This window comes from Euzebyella marina (genome assembly GCF_014855515.1).
Lineage (GTDB): Bacteria > Bacteroidota > Bacteroidia > Flavobacteriales > Flavobacteriaceae > Euzebyella > Euzebyella marina.
This window is the reverse complement of record NZ_JACYFK010000006.1, coordinates 35,258-55,312: the sequence shown is the minus strand read 5'-3', so window position 1 is coordinate 55,312 and position 20,055 is coordinate 35,258. Positions and strand designations below refer to the sequence as shown.

16 protein-coding genes are annotated in these 20,055 nt (G+C 40.5%); 3 read left to right on the top strand and 13 right to left on the bottom strand.

Going from position 1 to position 20,055, the window contains the following annotated elements; genetic code table 11:
• Positions 1-226: 226 nt before the first annotated feature.
• The 10 genes from IL356_RS18685 to tamL all read right to left on the bottom strand — a co-directional run bounded on the left by IL356_RS18685 (position 227) and on the right by tamL (position 13,417).
• Complete coding sequence (locus tag IL356_RS18685; protein ID WP_225621564.1) at positions 227-2,113, bottom strand: tetratricopeptide repeat-containing sensor histidine kinase; 1,887 nt, start codon at positions 2,111-2,113, stop codon at positions 227-229.
• Positions 2,114-2,195: 82 nt separating this feature from the next.
• Positions 2,196-2,678, bottom strand: a complete 483-nt coding sequence (locus tag IL356_RS18680; protein WP_121847976.1) for a hypothetical protein — start codon at positions 2,676-2,678, stop codon at positions 2,196-2,198.
• A 103-nt stretch (positions 2,679-2,781) separates the two neighbouring features.
• Positions 2,782-3,759, bottom strand: coding sequence for a YpdA family putative bacillithiol disulfide reductase (locus IL356_RS18675; protein WP_121847977.1), 978 nt, complete (start codon positions 3,757-3,759; stop codon positions 2,782-2,784).
• Positions 3,738-4,418 carry a ribulose-phosphate 3-epimerase gene (gene rpe, locus IL356_RS18670; RefSeq protein ID WP_121847978.1) on the bottom strand — a complete coding sequence of 227 codons (681 nt, stop codon included), beginning with the start codon at positions 4,416-4,418 and terminating at the stop codon, positions 3,738-3,740. The genes IL356_RS18675 and rpe overlap by 22 nt, the downstream gene beginning before the upstream one ends.
• A 487-nt stretch (positions 4,419-4,905) precedes the next feature.
• Positions 4,906-5,769 carry a sigma-70 family RNA polymerase sigma factor gene (locus IL356_RS18665; RefSeq protein WP_036382919.1) on the bottom strand — a complete coding sequence of 288 codons (864 nt, stop codon included), beginning with the start codon at positions 5,767-5,769 and terminating at the stop codon, positions 4,906-4,908.
• A 170-nt stretch (positions 5,770-5,939) separates the two neighbouring features.
• A complete protein-coding gene (locus IL356_RS18660) occupies positions 5,940-8,165 on the bottom strand; it encodes a polyribonucleotide nucleotidyltransferase (protein WP_121847979.1) in 2,226 nt (741 codons plus the stop codon).
• Positions 8,166-8,352: 187 nt separating this feature from the next.
• Complete coding sequence (gene rpsO, locus IL356_RS18655; protein WP_121847980.1) at positions 8,353-8,622, bottom strand: 30S ribosomal protein S15; 270 nt, start codon at positions 8,620-8,622, stop codon at positions 8,353-8,355.
• A gap of 65 nt (positions 8,623-8,687) precedes the next feature.
• Positions 8,688-9,557 carry an acetyl-CoA carboxylase, carboxyltransferase subunit beta gene (accD, locus tag IL356_RS18650; RefSeq protein ID WP_121850625.1) on the bottom strand — a complete coding sequence of 290 codons (870 nt, stop codon included), beginning with the start codon at positions 9,555-9,557 and terminating at the stop codon, positions 8,688-8,690.
• Positions 9,558-9,593: 36 nt separating this feature from the next.
• Positions 9,594-10,661 carry a class II fructose-bisphosphate aldolase gene (gene fbaA / locus IL356_RS18645; RefSeq protein WP_121847981.1) on the bottom strand — a complete coding sequence of 356 codons (1,068 nt, stop codon included), beginning with the start codon at positions 10,659-10,661 and terminating at the stop codon, positions 9,594-9,596.
• Positions 10,662-10,804: 143 nt separating this feature from the next.
• Positions 10,805-13,417: a translocation and assembly module lipoprotein TamL gene (tamL, locus tag IL356_RS18640; protein WP_121847982.1), complete on the bottom strand. Its 2,613-nt coding sequence runs from the start codon at positions 13,415-13,417 to the stop codon at positions 10,805-10,807.
• 23 nt (positions 13,418-13,440) lie between these two features.
• Here tamL and IL356_RS18635 point away from each other — a divergent pair, with 23 nt between their 5' ends.
• Positions 13,441-14,163, top strand: a complete 723-nt coding sequence (locus IL356_RS18635) for a TrmH family RNA methyltransferase (RefSeq protein WP_121847983.1) — start codon at positions 13,441-13,443, stop codon at positions 14,161-14,163.
• Positions 14,164-14,168: 5 nt separating this feature from the next.
• Here IL356_RS18635 and porT read toward each other — a convergent pair whose 3' ends face one another.
• Positions 14,169-14,888, bottom strand: coding sequence for a type IX secretion/gliding motility protein PorT/SprT (porT, locus tag IL356_RS18630; protein ID WP_121847984.1), 720 nt, complete (start codon positions 14,886-14,888; stop codon positions 14,169-14,171).
• Positions 14,889-14,973: 85 nt separating this feature from the next.
• A complete protein-coding gene (gene ubiE / locus IL356_RS18625) occupies positions 14,974-15,702 on the bottom strand; it encodes a bifunctional demethylmenaquinone methyltransferase/2-methoxy-6-polyprenyl-1,4-benzoquinol methylase UbiE (RefSeq protein ID WP_121847985.1) in 729 nt (242 codons plus the stop codon).
• Between the two features lie 209 nt (positions 15,703-15,911).
• On the opposite strand from ubiE, the gene trkA reads away from it, so the two are divergent.
• On the top strand, positions 15,912-17,261 hold the full coding sequence (gene trkA, locus IL356_RS18620; protein ID WP_121847986.1) for a Trk system potassium transporter TrkA: 1,350 nt from the start codon (positions 15,912-15,914) through the stop codon (positions 17,259-17,261).
• A complete protein-coding gene (locus IL356_RS18615; RefSeq protein ID WP_121847987.1) occupies positions 17,261-18,751 on the top strand; it encodes a TrkH family potassium uptake protein in 1,491 nt (496 codons plus the stop codon). The genes trkA and IL356_RS18615 overlap by 1 nt, the downstream gene beginning before the upstream one ends.
• A gap of 84 nt (positions 18,752-18,835) precedes the next feature.
• On the opposite strand, the gene IL356_RS18610 is transcribed toward IL356_RS18615, so the two are convergent.
• Positions 18,836-20,044, bottom strand: coding sequence for a pyridoxal phosphate-dependent aminotransferase (locus tag IL356_RS18610; RefSeq protein WP_121847988.1), 1,209 nt, complete (start codon positions 20,042-20,044; stop codon positions 18,836-18,838).
• Positions 20,045-20,055 lie beyond the last annotated feature (11 nt).

Here is a 20,055-nt window from a genome sequence, read left to right as displayed (position 1 = left end):
AGAGGAATGCCAATTATTGTAAAAAAGAGATAGGTGCCAATCATTGGGTTACCACAATCAAGCGTATGGGAAAAGGACAATCGACCATACCATAACGGAAATACGAAAACATGGCCAATGATCAAGGCAATTAACAGTAAATAGCGCCATTGCGATTTACCAATAGAAATAACCACTGAGTACCCAAACCACTGCAAGGTCGAAATTAGTAAGAGGGCTATTATTTTCATAGGGTAGGAAAGGTTATGGAGACAACTGTACCTCGGTTAACCGACGAATCAATAAATAACTCACCGTTAATATCATTGACCCTTGTTTTGATATTCTGAAAGCCTATACCGTCTGATGTTGTAGCCGTATCAAACCCAACTCCGTTATCTTCAAATAACAAAGAAGCTTCAGCTTCCGCAATTGCAAGATTTATAGATATTTCGCTGGCATTAGCGTGTTTCAAAGTGTTTGTGATGAGTTCTTGTATAATCTTATATACTTGTAATTGAACGGATTCTACAAGACCGTTCACAGCCTTTTTTGGATGTGCCTGAAAATTTATTTTGATTCCCCCATTTACGGTCATAGAAGATATATATTCATCGATTAGGTCAGTAAGCGTATTTTGCTTGAACTTTTTTGGTACCAAGTTATGCGAAATGTTTCTGACCAGTTGGTAGGTTTCATCAAGCTGCCCGCCAATAGGCCTTAATTGTTGAAACTTTTCAGTAAGCCCAGAGACTTGTAGTTTGATGCCTGCTAAATTTCCGCCGACACTATCATGAAGTTCTTGGGCAATACGTTTACGCTCTTCGTCTTGTGCTTCTATCGAAGCTTTTATCAAACTAAGTTCCTGCTCATTCTTTAGTGCTTCGACCTTTCTTTGGTTAATTTCTTCTTGTTTACGGGCTAGTTCACTTTGGGTTTGAAGTTTCTGATAGTAGAGGAATAAAAGGCCCAAAATAGGTATTAGAACAACCAAAAAACCAATTAAAACGGCATTCTTGATGGTGCGTTGACGTTTCAGTTCGGCCTCCTGTAGAATTTGGTTTTCCTTCAAATCGGAAATGGACTTTTCTTTCTGTAAGGTTTCGTACTGTACCTCTAATTCTCGAATGACCTTTTGCTGTTGACGATTGGCTATTTGGCTATTTACTCCCGCTAGTTGGGTCATCACGGCATAGGCATTTGAAAAATCTTCCTTTGCCGCAAATACCCTCCTTTGAATATTCAAAATATCCCTTTGGTAATATAAATTGTCTCGCTCAATAGCATTGATATAGGCAACGGATAAAGCCGCAACCGCTGCATCATAATTTTTCTCTTGTAGAAATAATTCGCCCATTCTAATGGTTCCCTCAAAATAGATGTTGTGAAACCCTTGTTCCATACCACTTTCACGAGCTTGGTTATATAGAGTGAAGGCCTCTTGGTAGTTTTTGTTCAGCTCTGCTACCGTACCCAATTTGAGCTTGACCGTCAATTCTTGTTTCTTTTGCTGTGAGTTTTGGGAGGCTGAAAGTGCTTTGTCAAAATATGTTTTGGCACTTTCGTATTCTTTGTTTATGAAATGGGAATCGCCAAGATAAGTGAAAAGATCAGGCATCAATTCCGGCCAATCTTTCTCAATATTGCTTGGTAATTGCTCAAGGGTTGCAATGGCCTTATCAGGTATTTGTTTGAGATTGTAGCTATTAGCCAGAGCTATTTTATTTCGGAACAAATACTCTTTATTGTTAGAAGATTCAGCGGCTTTAATGCCCTCGATATGCCATTTAATGGCATTGTCTATCAATCCGTTAAAACGGCTTCCTAATCCGAGTATGTAATAAGCCTTTGAGAAACGGATCGATTTTTGAATAGAGTCTTGATCCCAGTTTCTAATTTCCCTTAAATAAAGATTGCCATACTGAATGATACTATCTGAATTCGCCTTATCGATATGATATGCGGCCAATTGTTCTATGACCGAGAATCTTTCGGGGCCGAATTTTGCCGTTTTAAGGGCTTTGTAATACGGGTCTAGTGATTTCTGGTGTGTATTGGGTACCGTTGAGAACCAGAGGTCTTTTGTAGCTGTTCCTTCACTTTTTTGCGCATTTGAAAAATAGATGCAACCCATCAATAGTATCATTAACCATTGATATCTTTTTGGGAATCTTGACTGTAATGGAGGCCTCAAAATTTTATGTTGCATTTATTTTTTATCCAGGTACAAAAACACGGTCAAGTCGATTGCCTTCCAGCTCAACCACCTTCTTGTCGATATATTTTATAAGCTCAGGACAGTTGTTTTCATAATCTTCGCAAATTACGGTTTTTGACCTTTTATTGATAGTGAGGGTTACTTTCAATTCACTTTTGCACGAGGAGGTCGAGCTGTATTTTTCCGAGAGGTTCCAGAAACCTTCAGCCTCTACTTTTTTGAAGAATCCTAAAGTAGATAAAGTGTCTAGAAAGGTTTCTTTGTAGTTGTGATGCTCGATTTGAGATGAGGTTGTAGGGCTGTAGCGTATCTTGTTCTTGGTGACTTCGAAACTGTCAAAGTGAAAAGCACCCCTTTTCACCGTAAGTACGCAGTTGTCTTTGACTTTATGTTTCTGTTGGTAATTTGAAACTGATCTATTATTGCAATAGACCGCAATAGCGAGACAAAGAGCCAGTAGTTTAGGGTAAATATATTTCATTTCGACAGGTTAAAAGTTCTGTACAAAAATGAATTATACTAAATCTGAACACTAGACCTATACCAGTGAAATGCAACCCCCTGAAAACAGGGTAGCACTAGCTTTATACTGTTGTAGTATTCTTCTCAGTTATGGAATCAAGTATCATATGTGCGTGAACCCTTGAGTTTTCAATAAACCATTTATGGGTTTCCATTCCACCACAAATGACTCCGGCCAAATAAAGCCCGGGTATATTGGTCTCCATAGTTTCTGGATTGTAGTTAGGCAGTCGCTTTTCATCGTCGGAAAGTTCGATACCCAAATGTTGTAAGAATTCAAAGTTGGGCATATAACCGGTCAAAGCTAAAACGAAATCATTTTCTATCGCCAAATCACCTTCAGGGGTGTTTATGATAATCTCGTTTTCTTTAATCTCCCTTACTTCTGAATTGTAGAATGCTATGATACTACCTTCTTCGATACGATTAACAATATCGGGCCTGACCCAATATTTGACTCTTTGGCCAACTTCCGGACCTCGGATGATAAGAGATACATCAGAGCCTTTACGCCAACACTCCAATGCAGCATCGATAGCAGAATTGCTGGCGCCGATGACAGCGAGTTTTTGATTGGCATAAAAATGAGGGTCTTTATAATAGTGCGATACTTTGGGCAGGTTTTCTCCTGGAACATCGATGGTATTCGGCAAATCATAAAAACCGGTTGCCACTATCACCTTATCGGCAGAATAGGTTTGTTTGCTAGAAGTAATCTCGAAAATATCGTTTGCTTTTTCTACATTCACTACCTTTTCAAAGAGCCGAATATGAAGTTCATTTGAAGTGACAATACGTCTGTAATACTCTAAAGCTTCATTGCGTTTTGGTTTTGCCTCCTTACTAATAAATGGTATGCCATCAATCTCCAGTTTTTCTGAAGAGGAGAAAAACTGCATGTTAATGGGGTAGTTGAACAAAGAATTGACAATAGGACCCTTCTCTAAAATCACATAGCTGAGTCCCCTTTTTTTGGCCTCCAAGCCACAGGCAATTCCTATCGGTCCGCCACCAATTATTACAATTCGAAAATGCTCCATTTATCCGTAGCTGTTTTTAGGTCTTTAATAGTGTTCAAAGGGGCTTCACTTTTAAAAATAAAACTGCCTGCCACCAGTACGTCTGCGCCAGCCTTTATCAGAGCTTTGGCATTTTTTGCAGTAACACCACCATCTACTTCTACCAACGCCTTTGAATCGTTCATTTTGATGAGTTCTTTGGCATCAGTGATTTTTTCGTAACTATTTTCAATAAAACTTTGACCACCGAAACCAGGGTTTACACTCATGATCAATACCAAGTCAATATCTTTAATCACGTTTTTCAGCAAGTTGACATTGGTATGAGGGTTCAGGGCAACGCCGGCTTTCATACCTGCATCTTTAATTGCCTGAATCGTACGATGCAAATGGGTACAGGCTTCGTAATGAACCGTTAGAATGGTAGCGCCCAAATCGGCAAAAGTTTTAATATACCTATCAGGGTCTACAATCATCAAATGAACATCAAGCGGTTTGGTAGCATGTTTGGCAATAGATTTTATTACGGGCATGCCATATGATATGTTGGGTACAAAAAGTCCGTCCATAACATCTATGTGATGCCAATCGGCCTCACTTTGGTTCACCATTTCAACGTCTCTTTGTAAATTACCGAAATCGGCAGCAAGTAACGATGGGGCTATTTTGGCTTTATTCATTTTTAAACGATTGATTTCTTCTACAAAAGTAATGAAACGATACTTTTTTAAGGATTTGAATCTGTTGGTAAATCAAGTCCTTCATCAGATTTGGAGTTTTGTCATTTTAAGCAGACTTTTTTGGTTTACTCAAAATATGCACTGGTTTTATTTATGTAGAATACTATTTGTGTAAAGTCGTGTAATTGGTCGTTGAACAATTTAATTCTTACACAGTAACCATGTTCATTAGTTTGTTTGGTCAAGTGGTTGAATTCTAATGGTTAAGGATGAATTCTTGTGGCTGTCCACTCATCAGGAACGGGCTGTCAAAAAAATGGACAGTTGTATGGAAAGGCTTAAAATGAAAAAACTCCGGTAATCAGCCGGAGTTTATTCATCAATCAAAAAACGAACAGTCATGATAAACTGTTGTTGCTGTTAAAATTACAACTAATATGCCAAATTTCCAATTTAAGGATAATTTAACGTGTAATTTAAACCTTTACTATCCTAAGTAAGTTTTTAAGATTTTACTTCTGGATGTATGCTTTAATCTGCGTATTGCTTTTTCTTTAATCTGACGTACTCTTTCTCTCGTCAAATCGAATGTTTCTCCGATTTCTTCCAAAGTCATGGAGTGCTGTCCTGCCAATCCGAAGTAAAGACGAATTACATCGGCTTCACGCGGTGTCAAAGTTTCCAAAGCCCTTTCAATTTCAGTACGAAGAGATTCGTGCAATAACTCTTTATCAGGGTTTGGTGACTCACCACTACGTAAAACGTCATAAAGGTTAGAGTCTTCACCATCAATTAGGGGTGCATCCATAGATACATGACGACCTGAGTTTTTAAGCGATTGCTTAACGTCTTCAACAGTCATATCAAGCTCTTTTGCAATTTCTTCGGCCGAAGGCACACGTTCGTGAGCTTGTTCTAAAAAGGCAAAGGTCTTGTTGATTTTATTGATAGAGCCAATTTTGTTCAATGGTAAACGAACAATTCTTGACTGCTCTGCCAATGCCTGTAAGATAGATTGTCTAATCCACCATACGGCATACGAAATAAATTTAAAACCTCGAGTTTCATCAAATCGCTGTGCGGCCTTAATCAAACCTAAGTTACCTTCATTAATTAAATCAGGTAAGGTCAAACCTTGATTTTGGTACTGCTTGGCAACTGACACCACAAATCGAAGATTGGCCTTTGTTAGTTTTTCAAGAGCGACCTGGTCGCCTGCCTTGATGCGTTGTGCCAATTCTACTTCTTCGTCTGCAGTAATCAAATCAACCTTGCCGATTTCTTGCAAATACTTGTCTAAAGATGCCGTTTCACGGTTGGTGACCTGTTTTGTAATCTTAAGCTGTCTCATCTAAATATCCCTTTCTATTACGTGCGTTATGCATAGTTGCATATACTTATACGTAAAAAACATTGAAATGTTACATGAGGGTGAAAAAAACTTCAATTTTTTACGCAACCGTACAAAAAAAGCCCCTATTTGATTCAATAGGAGCTTTTGAAATGTTGATTTTAAGAGACTTAGTCGTTTTTAGGTTTTCTGTCTCTGTTATCCCTACCGCGTTTATTATCCCTACCGCGATTACGGTCGTTATTGTTACGTGGTGGTCTCTCTTTATAACCTTCCGGTTTTGGTAAAAGTACCTTTCTCGAAACTCTGTCTTTTTTGGTTCTAGAATCGATACCCATGTATTTAACATCGAAAACATCACCCATGTTGACCACGTCGCTTACGTTTTCAGTACGTTCCCAAGCTAGTTCCGATACGTGAAGAAGTACTTCGTTACCCGGAGCCTCTTGGTATTCTACTACGGCACCAAAGTCTAGCATTTTAATGACCTTTACTTCATAAACACTGCCTACTTCAGGCTCGAACATCAACGAATCTATTTTGGCCAATACGGCATTGATGCCATCTTGATCTGTGCCTAGAATCTCTACGATACCTTCTTCGGTTACCGGATCTTCATTGATCACGATAGTTGTATTGGTCTCTTTCTGAAGTTCTTGAATTACTTTTCCGCCAGGTCCGATCAATGCTCCGATAAATTCATTCGGAATAATTCTCGTTACCATTTTTGGTGCATGAGGTTTCACATCTTCATTTGGCGTTGAAATGGTTTCAGTAAGTTTACCTAAGATATGCAAACGACCATCTCTCGCTTGTTTAAGGGCTTTTACCAAAATTTCATATGACAATCCCTTGACCTTAATGTCCATTTGGCAAGCGGTGATACCATCGGCAGTACCGGTTACCTTAAAGTCCATATCACCTAAGTGGTCTTCATCACCAAGAATATCAGATAGTACGGCGTACTTTCCTGTTTCGGCATCTGAAATTAAGCCCATGGCAATACCTGAAACGGGCTTTTTAAGTTGAACCCCGGCATCCATCAACGCCATAGTGCCTGAACAAACCGTAGCCATTGATGAAGAACCATTCGATTCTAATATTTCGGAAACGACCCTAACAGTGTAAGGGCAATCTTCAGGAACCATACCTTTCAATGCTCTTTGAGCCAAGTTTCCGTGACCGACTTCCCTTCTTGACGTACCTCTGATAGGTCTTGCTTCTCCTGTAGAAAAAGGAGGGAAGTTATAGTGAAGATAAAAACGCTCTTCTCCTTCATAAGAAGGCATGTCTATTTGGTTGGCATCTCTAGATGTACCTAGAGTTACCGTAGCTAATGCCTGTGTCTCACCTCTGGTAAAGATAGCAGAGCCATGGGTAGAGGGTAAATAATCTACCTCGCACCAAATCGGACGAATCTCATCGGTTTTACGACCGTCAAGACGCAAACCTTCATTAAGTGTAAGGTCTCTAACAGCAGCTTTTTCAGCTTTGTAAAAATATTTTGAGATAAGGCCGTTATACTCTTCTTGCTCCTCTTCGCTAAAAGATTCGATAACCTCGTCTTTTATAGCTTCAAAAGCAGCGCTTCTTTCGTGTTTGGCAGAACCTGCCTTTGCAATTTCATACACCTTATTGTAGGTAAGGTCATGAATTTTCTTGGCAAGATCTTCATCTTCTCTTTCAGGTTCGTATTCTCTTGTTTCTTTCTTTCCGAAGGCTTCGGCTAATTTTACTTGGGCCTCGCACTGAACTTTGATAGCCTCGTGCGCAAATTTGATGGCTTCGGTCATTTCTTCTTCTGAAATCTCTTTCATTTCACCTTCTACCATCATTACAGAATCTGCAGAAGCACCGATCACCATATCAATGTCTGAATTCTCTAATTGGGCCAAAGTAGGGTTGATGATCAACTCTCCGTCGACTCTACCTACCCTTACTTCAGAAATAGGGCATTCAAAAGGAAAATCAGATAGTTGAATGGCCGCAGAAGCCGCCAAACCAGCCATTGCATCTGGCATAACATTCTCATCGTGAGACATCAATTGAATCATCACCTGAGTTTCAGAATGATAATCTTTCGGGAACAATGGGCGCAAAACCCTGTCAACTAAACGCATGGTCAATACTTCACCATCGCTTGGCCTGGCCTCTCTTTTAAAGAAGCCACCAGGATAACGGCCGGCAGCCGCGAATTTTTCTCTATAATCTACCGTTAAAGGAAGAAAATCTACATCCGAAGCCTTGTAATTGGAAACTACGGTACATAGCAACATACATTTGCCGGAACTAACTACAACAGAACCGTGGGCCTGTTTAGCCAATTTACCGGTCTCGATAGAGATTTCCCTACCGTCACCAAGGTCAATGACCTCTTTAAATACTTTTGGAATCATAAATTTGATTTAAATCCACCATAGAGGCGAACTGTTAAACAATGGTCTTTCCGACATTTTCGATGGTCGGAGTTGTTGTGTTGTGTTGACCAATGAAAAACCGTGTGAAGCTTTTTGAATTTGCCCCTTTAAAAAAGAGGACTTTATAATAAAAAAAGGGGGTCTAAATATAAGACCCCCAATCGAATTATTTTCTAATATTCAATTCTTTGATTAATTCACGATACTTTACAATATCTTTCTTAATCATATAGTCAAGAAGACTTCTTCTCTTACCTACCAAACGAACCAAAGAACGCTCGGTGTTGTAGTCTTTCTTGTTTCTTTTTAAATGTTCAGTCAAATGGTTGATGCGGTGCGTAAACAACGCGATTTGACCTTCGGTGGAACCTGTGTTCCCTTCACTACCGCCGTATTTTTTAAAAATGTCGGCTTTTACTTCTTTGCTTAAATACATGCCAATATTGCTTTAAATGATTTTTATGTATCCGATTGATTTTCAATCAGGGCGCAAATATACTACTAATTTTCTGAACTCCTAACAGGATTGTTCTGAATTAAATCTAAATACAGATTTACTTTTTTCTTCAAATCTCTTCTGTGCGAGATAAAATCTAAAAAGCCATGTTCTTGCAAGAACTCAGCGGTCTGAAAGCCTTCTGGCAAATCTTGACCCGTAAGGTCTTTAACGACCCTTGGGCCGGCAAAGCCGATCAAAGCACCAGGTTCCGATATATTGATGTCTCCCAACATGGCATATGAAGCTGTAGTACCCCCTGTAGTAGGGTCGGTACATAATGAAATATACGGTATTTTGGCTTCGGCCAACTGGGCCAACTTAGCAGATGTTTTGGCCAATTGCATCAGTGAAAGAGCGGCTTCCATCATTCTAGCCCCGCCTGATTTGGAAATCATTAAAAAAGGAAGCTTTTTCTTGATGGAGTAGTCTATCGCCCTTGCAATTTTTTCACCGACCACACTACCCATAGAACCTCCGATAAATCCGAAATCCATACAGGCAACGACCAAATCTTTACCCATCGATTTGCCAACCGCGGTTCTGACCGCATCTTTCAGGTTGGTTTTTTTCTGGGCATCTTTAAGTCGATCAGAATATTTCTTGGTATCCTCGAACTTCAATGGGTCTTTTGACGTGAGTTTTACATCAAGTTCTTTGAACTTGTTACCGTCGAAGATAATTTCAAAATACTCTTTACTTCCTATTCTGACATGGTAATCATCCTCTGGGCTAACATAAAAGTTTTTGGCAAGCTCCTCAGACTCTACAATCTTACCTGTGGGTGATTTGTACCACAGGCCCTTCGGAGTATCTTTTTTCTCTTCGGTAGCCGTTTGTATTCCCTTCTCCTTTCTTCTGAACCAAGCCGTCATATTTTCCATATTATCGTTAGCGGATATTTTAGATTTTTAAAGCGTGTTCACATTGTTCAAATCGGCAAAAGCCTTTTTCAAACGCTCTATGAACGCCTTTTCACCTTCTCTTAGCCACACGCGTGGGTCATATGCTTTTTTGTTAGGTTCATCAGGACCTTCTGGGTTTCCGATTTGAGATTGTAAGTAGTCTTTCTTGCCTTGTACGTAGTCACGAACACCGGAAAGAAAAGCATATTGTAAATCGGTATCAATGTTCATTTTAATAACCCCATAGCTGATACCTTCTCTAATTTCTTCTACTGAAGAACCGGATCCACCATGAAAAACAAAATCGATATGATTGTGCTCAACCCCGTATTTTTCAGAAATGTATTCTTGCGAATTCTTAAGAATTTTTGGGGTTAGCTTAACATTACCGGGCTTGTAAACCCCGTGAACGTTACCAAAGGCGGCAGCAATCGTAAATCTGTGGCTTACTTTTGAAAGTTCTTCGTAAGCGTAAGCTACCTCTTCAGGTTGCGTGTATAATTTAGAGTCATCTACATCTGAATTGTCAACCCCATCTTCTTCACCACCTGTGATACCCAATTCAATCTCTAAGGTCATATTCATTTTGCTCATACGCTCTAAATAGCCCTTGCAGATTTCGATATTCTCTTCAAGAGGCTCTTCTGAAAGGTCGATCATATGAGAGCTAAACAACGATTTTCCAGTTTCGGCAAAGTGCTTTTCACTCGCTTCTAACATACCATCGATCCAAGGTAAAAGTTTTTTAGCGCAGTGGTCGGTGTGTAGAATAACCGTAGCCCCATATGCTTCTGCCAATTGGTGAACGTGTTTTGCGCCTGCAACAGCACCCAAAACAGCTGCTTTTTGGTCTTCGTTCGATAAGCCTTTTCCAGCGTTGAACTGAGCTCCGCCATTTGAAAATTGAATGATTACCGGTGCATTCAGGCTCGCTGCCGTTTCAAGAACACCGTTAATTGTATTGGATCCGATTACGTTAACGGCAGGCAATGCAAAGCCTTTCTCTTTTGCGTAATTGAAAATATCCTGTACTTCATCTCCGGTGGCAACTCCGGGTTTTATATTGTGGGCCATAATTCTCTAGGTTTGTAATTTGAATGGGACAAAAGTAATAAAATATTATCTCTAAAGCTGAAGCCCAGCTCAAGATTATAAGCTGTTTGTATAACAGTATTTTAGATATCTGTTACTTAGCCAACCCATAAGCCAATAATTGTTTAAAATGGATAGTTAATACCTATTTGAAGTACTGAATTGGGCAGGTTGAAATCGGTGAGCCATCTATCGGAAACCTCTCTGGCGGGGTTATAGGTTTTGAAACCTAGGTCTGCCCTTAGTACAAAGTATGTGAAATCGTACCGAAGACCGAAGCCTGTGCCTAGGGCAATATCTTCGAGAGAACGTAATCCGGTAAAGGTGGCTGCAGGGTCTTCAACGTTATCGAATACGTTCCATATATTACCAAGATCGGCAAAAAGGGCACCTTTAAAATTACCAATGACGGGAAACCTGTATTCCAGATTCAATCCTATTTTCAAGTTAGCCTCATTGAAGTCGTTGATAGCATCCGTACGTCCTGGCCCAAGAGAATACGGAGACCATGCCCTAATATCGTTAGCACCTCCAGCAAAATAACTTCTAACAAAAGGTATATTGTCGGAGTTGCCATAGGGGATGGCAATACCGAAGAAAGTACGCAAGGCCAGAACATTGGCTCGTGATACGTTCCAGTATTTGATATAGTCGAACTCCGTTTTTACATATTGACTATAGGGCACCCCAAAAACCAAACGATCTTCATTCTCATTCTCTTCAAAAGGAATGACGGCGGATATAGTCGACAATAGGTTGCCGGCACTTTCTAGCTTAAAACGAAACTGATAAAAGGTATTATCGGTAATTCCTTCTCTATTATTAAGGTTGAGGGTATAATTACTGGCGAAGATGAGGTTGTTTTCAGTTAAGCGGTCTCTTCTTTCTTCAATTCTACTAACTGCTTGATAAATGGCCGCGGTTGAACTTACCTCTCTTTCTAGAATAGCCTGTGTAAAACCGGCCGTACCCTCGGGAATAATAAGCCTAGGGTTGTTGGACCCGTTGGGCAATTCGAAATACTCCTCCAATTCGGGATATTGAACTTCATCTAGATAACTATCAAAATTATCGGCAAGGTCATCTAATTGTTCATAAGAGTTTTGGTATACATTGAAAAAACGGTCAATGTTGACATTACGAACGAACTGTACATTTAACAATTCTACGTTGTGTTTGATAAAATCGGAGGGAATCCAGTTGTAACCCAATACGGTATTGAATGCCTGTTTATCCAAACCGATATTCTTTTGGAAGCTGGTTCCTAAAGAAATACGGGTTCTGGGTAGGGTGTAGCTGGGAATGATTGAATTGGTGTTGAAAAATGGAAACCAGATTCGTGGAATATCCAAATTTATATCGGCACCATACTCTTGTATATTAAAAAAACGGTTGTCAATAATACTAGGGTCGTTTGATGAACCAATGCTCAATCTACCAGCTAAACTCAGGTTTTCTGCGCCTCCAAATAAATTTCTGGCCTGCAATGATGGGCTAAGGGCCAAACCGACTTGTTGAATGTTAGATCGGGTCACCTCGAAAGAAGTTCCCAATGAATATTTAGGCCGGGCCGCCAAATAGATGTTAGCGTCGAGGGTGTTTCCTTCGCCAGTGGGTTCAGAGGTTATGGTAGGGTATTTAAACACTCCTAAATTGGTTATTTGCCGATAAGTACGCGTTCTGTCGATATCACGGTAAATACTATCCTTTTCAAAGAACACGGCATTGGCTAGGGTCTTTGGTTTAAAGCGTAGCTTGTCCCTGAAAAAAATGGTATAATCTTCGTAGTTTATCGATTGTAGTTCGCCGTCACCTTCGTCATATAAATAGTCGGTATAAATATTGATTTTGTTGAAACGATATACTTTGTACTCTGCTGAGGTAACGGCCGAATCCCCTCTTTTTTTGAAATTGTCGATATTAAGCTCTATGTTCATTTGCTGGTCATCGGCTACCTTAGTGGTATCTGTAGCAATATCATATGAAATCGAGCTTTCTTGAAAATTATAGACCCCTGAATTTCTAAAGATGGTACTGAGCCGCTCCCTTTCTCTTGCAAATTGTGAAAGATCGAACTGGTCTCCTCTTTTTACAAAAGATAGTTCTTCACTTTCTTGATATATTGAATCTATGGCTTTGGAAGCAATTTGATGCGAAATTGAATCTATGTAGAACGGTTTGCCCAAATCAATTCTATAATCAAGACTGGCCCTTTTCTTCTTGGTCAAAGTATCGACAATATAGGTCGTATTGTTGTTGAAATAACCTTTGCTGCCGTAGTAGGCGCTTAACCTTTCTAAAGTTCTCCTGGCCTTGGTGGTATCAACTACAACAGGTGCCTCGCCAATTTTTTTTAGCCATTCGCTTAGACCGCTAACTAGAAAAGATTCTCCCAATCGGTTTACTTGCTTTTTTGAGAGCAGGCGCACCAAACGTTCTTCTCTATGTTCTTTGCGATGCAGCCAAGCGTTGTACGACGAATCTGGGTTTTGTTTTGCCAGGTTGTAAAGATTCAGTCTAAGGGGGTATCCTAATATTCGAGTGTTGGGTTCTTGAACTATTAGGCTTTGTATGGCTTCGTCGTTGATTTCTTCGCCATCTGCGTATATGGTGTTTTCCCGAAGTAGGAGTTCGTTTTCGCCCACCCTTTTTAAGGTGTTGCACGCATTGATCGCAATCGCAAGAAATAATAGGCTTAATTTAGCACAGATATTGGTAAGGTGCGACGATTTACACATAGCCACCAAAATTACATCTTTTTATGATTGTTAAAAGCCAAATAAAGCTTATAAGAAGTCTACATCAAAAAAAGTACCGCAATCAACTGGGGTTGTTTTTTGTGGAAGGAAGAAAAACTATCAATGAGCTTCTGACCTCTAGATTTGAGCTAAATTCTTTGTATGAAACAGAAGAAGGTTTGATTGGTTCGAAAGATATTCGGCCAGAAATAATTTCTCAAGATGAACTGAAGAAAATAAGTGCTTTGACAACGCCTAGCGGTTGTTTGGCCGTCTTTAAGATTCCTGAGGTGCAATCTATAAATTCTGATAATTGGATTGTTGCCTTAGATGAAATTCGTGACCCTGGAAATTTGGGCACCATCATACGATTGTGCGATTGGTTTGGTGTTACTGATTTGGTCTGTTCAGCCAATACGGTCGATTGCTATAATCCTAAAACAGTACAGGCAAGTATGGGGTCATTGGCTAGGGTCAATGTGGGTTATACCGATTTAAGCCAGTTTTTGGCAAATTCGGATTTGCCTGTCTATGGCGCTTTTATGGAAGGCCATTCGGTCTACAAGAGCGACTTACCCGAAAAAGCTGTATTGGTAATGGGAAACGAAGCAAATGGAATCTCACCTGAAATTGAAAGTCTGATTTCGGATAAAATAGCCATTCCCCAATTTGGAAAACAATCTACAGAAAGTCTGAACGTAGCCACGGCCAGCGCGATTCTATTGAGCGAAATTCGTAGGAGGTAATCGATTTACTCGAAAGTGAAGTTAACGAAAATACCCCTGGTGCTCATTTTTTCAATATTGCTGGTCCATGGGCTATTAGGGTCATTGTCTCTGATCAATTCATCGGTCAGGCCAAAAACACCACGTATAGATGGGGTAAACTTAAAGTATTCCAGATAGAAATCGATTCCGAAACCGAGTTCGTAATTGTAAGTCCATTTTTTCATTCTGAAAGTACCGCTGCTATTGTCATCAGGGCTAGATTCGTTGCTACCTAAGTTCAATGAGGCCGAAGGGCCGGCCACTAGAAACGGTTTCCAGTTTCCGAAGCGGCGGGTGCTAATTTTTGCCAATACCGGAAAGTTGATGTAGGTGGATTTTACTTCGCGAATAGCATTTCTTTCACCTTCTTCGGTTGCTTGAAACCCGGGAAAGCCTAATGTTCGAGCATTGTAATAAAGACCGGGCTCAAGTCGTATATCTAAAAATTCATGAAGGTTCATTTCTCCGATCAACCCCACATTAAAGCCTGTAGATTCAAGAACCAAAACGTCGGTGTTGCCGTTTCCTCGATTGTTTTTGTAGTCAAATTTGAATCCATATCGGTTAAAGCCTAAAAAATATCCGTAATTAAGAAATTTTTTATCCTTGTTTTCGAGGTTGATGATGGGGTCCGCATTAAACTGTGCGTTTGCCGATAGGTTAATAAACAGCATACTTCCCAAAAGCAGAAAAAATCTTTTCATTCAAAAAAAATTATCCCATTAATGCCGAGACCTTATGTAGTAAGGGGGAGCGGGTTTTCAGTTGGTTTCAAAAGAAACCGGGTTTTTATTTTTTTCCTATATATATAGATGCCACCCCAAGCGTTTGGGGTTTGTTCTCTACCTCTATAAACCCGATTTTGCGCAAAATATTGTTGAACGCTTCACCATGTGGAAAAACAGAGGCCGATTCACTTAAATACCTGTAAGCAGAACGGTCTTTAGAGAACATTTTTCCGATGACCGGTAATATATTTTTGGTGTAAAGGTGGTACCCTTGTTTGAAAGGCGACTTTGTAGGTACTGAGGTCTCCAGAACCACAAATGTTCCACCCTTGGCAAGTACCCGATAAATTTCTGCCAGGCCTTTTTCTAGGTTTTCAAAATTACGAACACCAAAGGCAACTGTTATGGCATCAAAGCTATTATCTTCAAAAGGTAGGTTTTCACTATCGCCAACGATCATTTCAATGGTATTCTCCAGATTTTTGGCCTGAACCTTTTTTTTGCCCACTTCAAGCATTCCCGGAGAAATGTCCAATCCTACGATTTTGTCGGCCCCGGTCTCAATTAGATTAATAGCCAGGTCACCAGTTCCGGTCGCTATATCTAAAATAGAATTGGGGGTTGTTTTTTTTACGATAGAAACAACTCTTTTTCTCCATTGAACGTCTATACCGAAAGATATGACCCGATTGAGGCCATCATACTTATCTGATATGGTATCGAACATTTGGGTGACCTGTGCTTTTTTTCCCAGTTCAGAGTCTTTATAGGGGGTTACCTTTTTGGCCATTGGGCAAATTTTGGGCAAAGATACAATATAGGCCTAACTAAACGTTTACCTAGAAGGTAAATGAATTTGGTATGAAGGGGCAAATAAATACCAATTTAAAAGGGGCTACCGATTAAATGTGTAATTTTGCCACGCAAATCGGGGCAGATATTATTTAACTTTTTGAATCTAAGGTCCTAACATTGCAGACCACACAAAGTTGCTAGTAGATGAAAATTATTATTGCAGGTGCCGGTGAAGTAGGGTTTCATCTGGCCAAACTGCTATCTTACGAGTCTCAAGACATTACGCTAATCGATTCGAATAAAGAAAGTCTTGCGTATGCAGATACGCATTTAGATATTCGGGTGCTTCGTGGAGACGCGACCTCTATCTCTGTTCTAAAAGATGCCAACGTTCAAGATTCTAACTTGATGATCGGAGTGACGGCTTCTGAAACAACTAACCTTACCTTGTGTATGTTGGCCAAACAATTGGGTTGCGAGCGTACTATTGCCAGAATCTCCAATACAGAGTTTATAGATGATAAAGAGAGTATTAGGTTTAGCGAGTTAGGTATAGATGAGCTCATTTCGCCGGAGGAGTTAGCCGCTACCGAAATCAAGTTGCTATTGAACAAATCGGCATTCAACGATACCTATGAGTTTGAAAATGGTAAGCTGATAATGGTCGGTGTATCGCTGCCACCTACGGCACCTTTTGTGGGCAAGATGGTTAAAGAAGCTGCTAAAATATTCCCTGAGTTACATTTTATGCCCATAGCTTTACAGCGTACGGGAACGCAATATACCGTGGTTCCTCGGGGTGATACCATTTTTAAAGATGGGGATCAAGTGTATTTTATTACCACCAAAGAGGGGGTTGAAGAACTTTACAAGTTGACCGGTAAGAAAAAGGAGGAAATCAAGAATGTAATGATTTTGGGCGGTAGCAAAGTGGGCTTCAAATCGGCCCGTGACCTTTGCATGAACCGTTTTAATGTCAAGTTGATTGAAAAAGACAAAGAAAAGGCTTTTGATTTGGCCGATGAGCTTCCGAATGCACTGGTGATTAATGGTGACGGCCGTAATGTTGAATTGCTTGAGGAAGAGAGTCTTGAGTCGATGGATGCTTTTATCGCAGTGACAGGAAACTCTGAAACTAATATCATGTCCTGCTTGGTAGCCAAATCTAAGAGAATAAAGAAGACGATAGCCTTGGTTGAAAATATGGACTATTTTCAACTTTCCCATTCTATTGGTATCGATACTTTAATCAATAAAAAGCTACTTGCCGCCAACAATATTTTCCGTCATATCAGAAAGGGTGAAGTGGTGGCCCTGATGAGGCTGAACAATTTAAATGCCGAAATACTGGAATTCGTAGTAAAACCTAGTTCAAGGGTTACTGGCAGTATTATTCGTGAGCTTGATTTTCCAAGGTCGGCAACTATCGGTGGGGTCATTCGCGACGATGAGGGAATCATTGCCTTGGGGGGCTTTGAAATTAGGGCCGGTGATAGGGTAGTGGTCTGCTGCTTACCTGAAGCCATTCCGAAAATAGAACGATTGTTTCTCTAATGCGTCTTAACTCTAAAATAATATTCCATATAATGGGGCTCTTGCTGCTATGCAATGGCGCCTTTATGCTTTTGGCGGCGCTTGTAAGCGGAATTTATAAGGATGGAGCTACCCTTGGTATCGCTTTGGCGGCCATTACGACGATGTTCGTTGGTACTTTTGCCATGTTCTATACAAGAGGGCATAAGAAGGAGGTTAAGCGCAAAGAGGGCTATATCATAGTTACCTTTGGGTGGATTGTGATGTCTGCTTCCGGTATGCTGCCCTATCTTTTTGCCGATGCCATTCCGTCGGTTACCAATGCATTTTTTGAAACTATTTCGGGGTACACGACCACAGGGGCATCTATTCTAGATGATATTGAAGCATTGCCTGAGGGGCTTCTTTTTTGGAGGAGCCTAACCCACTGGATTGGAGGTATGGGTATTATAGTTTTGGCCATAGCTATTTTACCGCTATTAGGTATTGGGGGCATGCAGTTGTTTGCGGCCGAGGCACCTGGGCCTAGCGCGGACAAATTGCACCCGAGAATTACCGATACGGCAAAGCGTTTGTGGCTTATATATGTCGGGTACACTATCGCCGAAACCGTACTTTTAAAACTGGCTGGCATGTCTTTTTTCGACGCCATAAACCACTCCTTGGCTACGCTTTCGACCGGAGGGTTTTCTACCAAAAACTTAAGTCTTGCTTATTGGAACGACCAACCATTGATTCAATACATCGTTATTTTGTTCATGTTTTTGGCCGGTACCAACTTTGTATTAAGCTATTTCGCCTTTAAGGGAAAGGTGCAGCGTATCATAAAAGACGAAGAATTAAAATTTTATACAGGCTTTATCCTATCCTTTACCATTATCGCTGCCCTCGTGGTTTATTTTAAAGCAGATGTAGCAATTAGTGATTACCACCCGAAGGTGTTGGGTAGTGCCGAAAGTGCATTTAGGCACTCTCTTTTTCAAGTGATCGCCGTTGTGACCACTACAGGATTTGTTACGGCCGATTTTACGAGCTGGACTCCCTTTTTAACCGTTTTCTTTTTTGGGTTGATGTTTCTTGGTGGTTCGGCCGGTTCCACCGCTGGGGGTATAAAGGTTATGCGGCATATTCTAATTATCAAGAATGGTCTTTTAGAGTTTAAAAGGACTTTGCATACCAGTGCCGTAATTCCTGTGAGATATAATGGAAGAACCGTTAAAGAGCAGATTGTCTATAACATTATTGCCTTTTTTGTGCTTTACATGTTGCTGTTTATAATAGGAGCGTTAGGCCTAGGTGCCATGGGTATCGATTTTGTGACAGCCATAGGTGGTGCTGCCTCTTCTTTGGGTAATGTAGGTCCGGCATTTGGTACTTTGAACCCAGTAAGTAATTTTAATGGTCTGCCAGATATAGGTAAATGGTGGTGCGGGTTTTTGATGTTGGCAGGTAGGTTGGAACTCTTTACCGTATTGATACTGCTCTCGCCCTATTTCTGGAAGAGAACTTAATTGAATTGTATTTCTTAATTCAAGCTAATAAAAAAGCCCCTGGGATACGTTGGGGCTTTTTCGTGAGTAAAGAAATTATTTTTTTTAGCTGAGCGCCTTTTTAATTCTCGCTATTGCTTCTTTTATTTCATCTTCTGATGCGGCGTATGATATTCTAATGCAATCTCCATTACCAAAGGCATCCCCGGTAACCGTTGCAACATTGGCATGCTCAAGAATGAACATGGCGAAGTCGGAGGCGTTATTGATAGTTACGCCATTGACTGTTTTTCCAAAGTAAGAACTGATATCCGGATAAACATAGAAAGCTCCTTCAGGTTCATTACATCTAAATCCTTCTATATCGTTTAAAAGCCCTAGAATAAGTTGTCTGCGCTCTTGAAACTTGTCTACCATATATTGAACCCGACTAGGTGATTCAACCAAAGCGGTAATAACGGCACGTTGTGCTATACAGTTGGCGCCACTGGTCACCTGACCCTGTAATTTATTACAAGCTCTTGCTATGAATTTTGGTGCACCGATATATCCAATTCTCCAACCGGTCATCGCGAAGGCCTTCGCCACCCCGTTAACGGTAACGGTTCTGTCGTACATGTCTTCAAAAGCTGCCATCGAGGCATGTTTGGTCACCCCGTAATTGATATGCTCGTAGATTTCATCACTTACTACGATTATTTGAGGATGTTTTTGCAAGACATCTGCCAATGCTCTTAGTTCTTCTTCGCTATAGATGGAACCACTTGGGTTACATGGCGAGCTGTACCAAAGCATTCTGGTTTTTGGCGTAATGGCCGCTTCCAATTGCTCTGGGGTCATTTTGAAGTCGTTTTCTATAGAGGTCGCAACTTCTACCGGCACGCCATCGGCCAATTTTACAATGTCACTGTAGCTAACCCAGTAGGGGCATGGTAGAATCACTTCTTCCCCTTCGTTCAAAACAACTTGGGCAACATTATAAAGAGCCTGCTTGGCGCCTGTTGATACAACAATTTGAGAAGGATCGTAAGCAATATTGTTATCCCTTTTGAATTTGGTGATAATGGCATCCTTCAATTCGCCATACCCATCAACAGGGGTGTAAGCATTATAATCATCGTTGATGGCCTGAATGGCTGCATCTTTAATGTAATCAGGTGTGTTGAAGTCAGGTTCACCTAGGCTCAGACCTATGATGTCTTTGCCGGCAGCCCTAAGTTCACGTGCTTTTGCTGCCATTTCTAAGGTGGCAGAAGGTGTTAAGCTGTTTATTCGTTCCGATAATCCGTTAGAAGTAGCTAGTGTTGTTGTCATCTTTGCTTTTT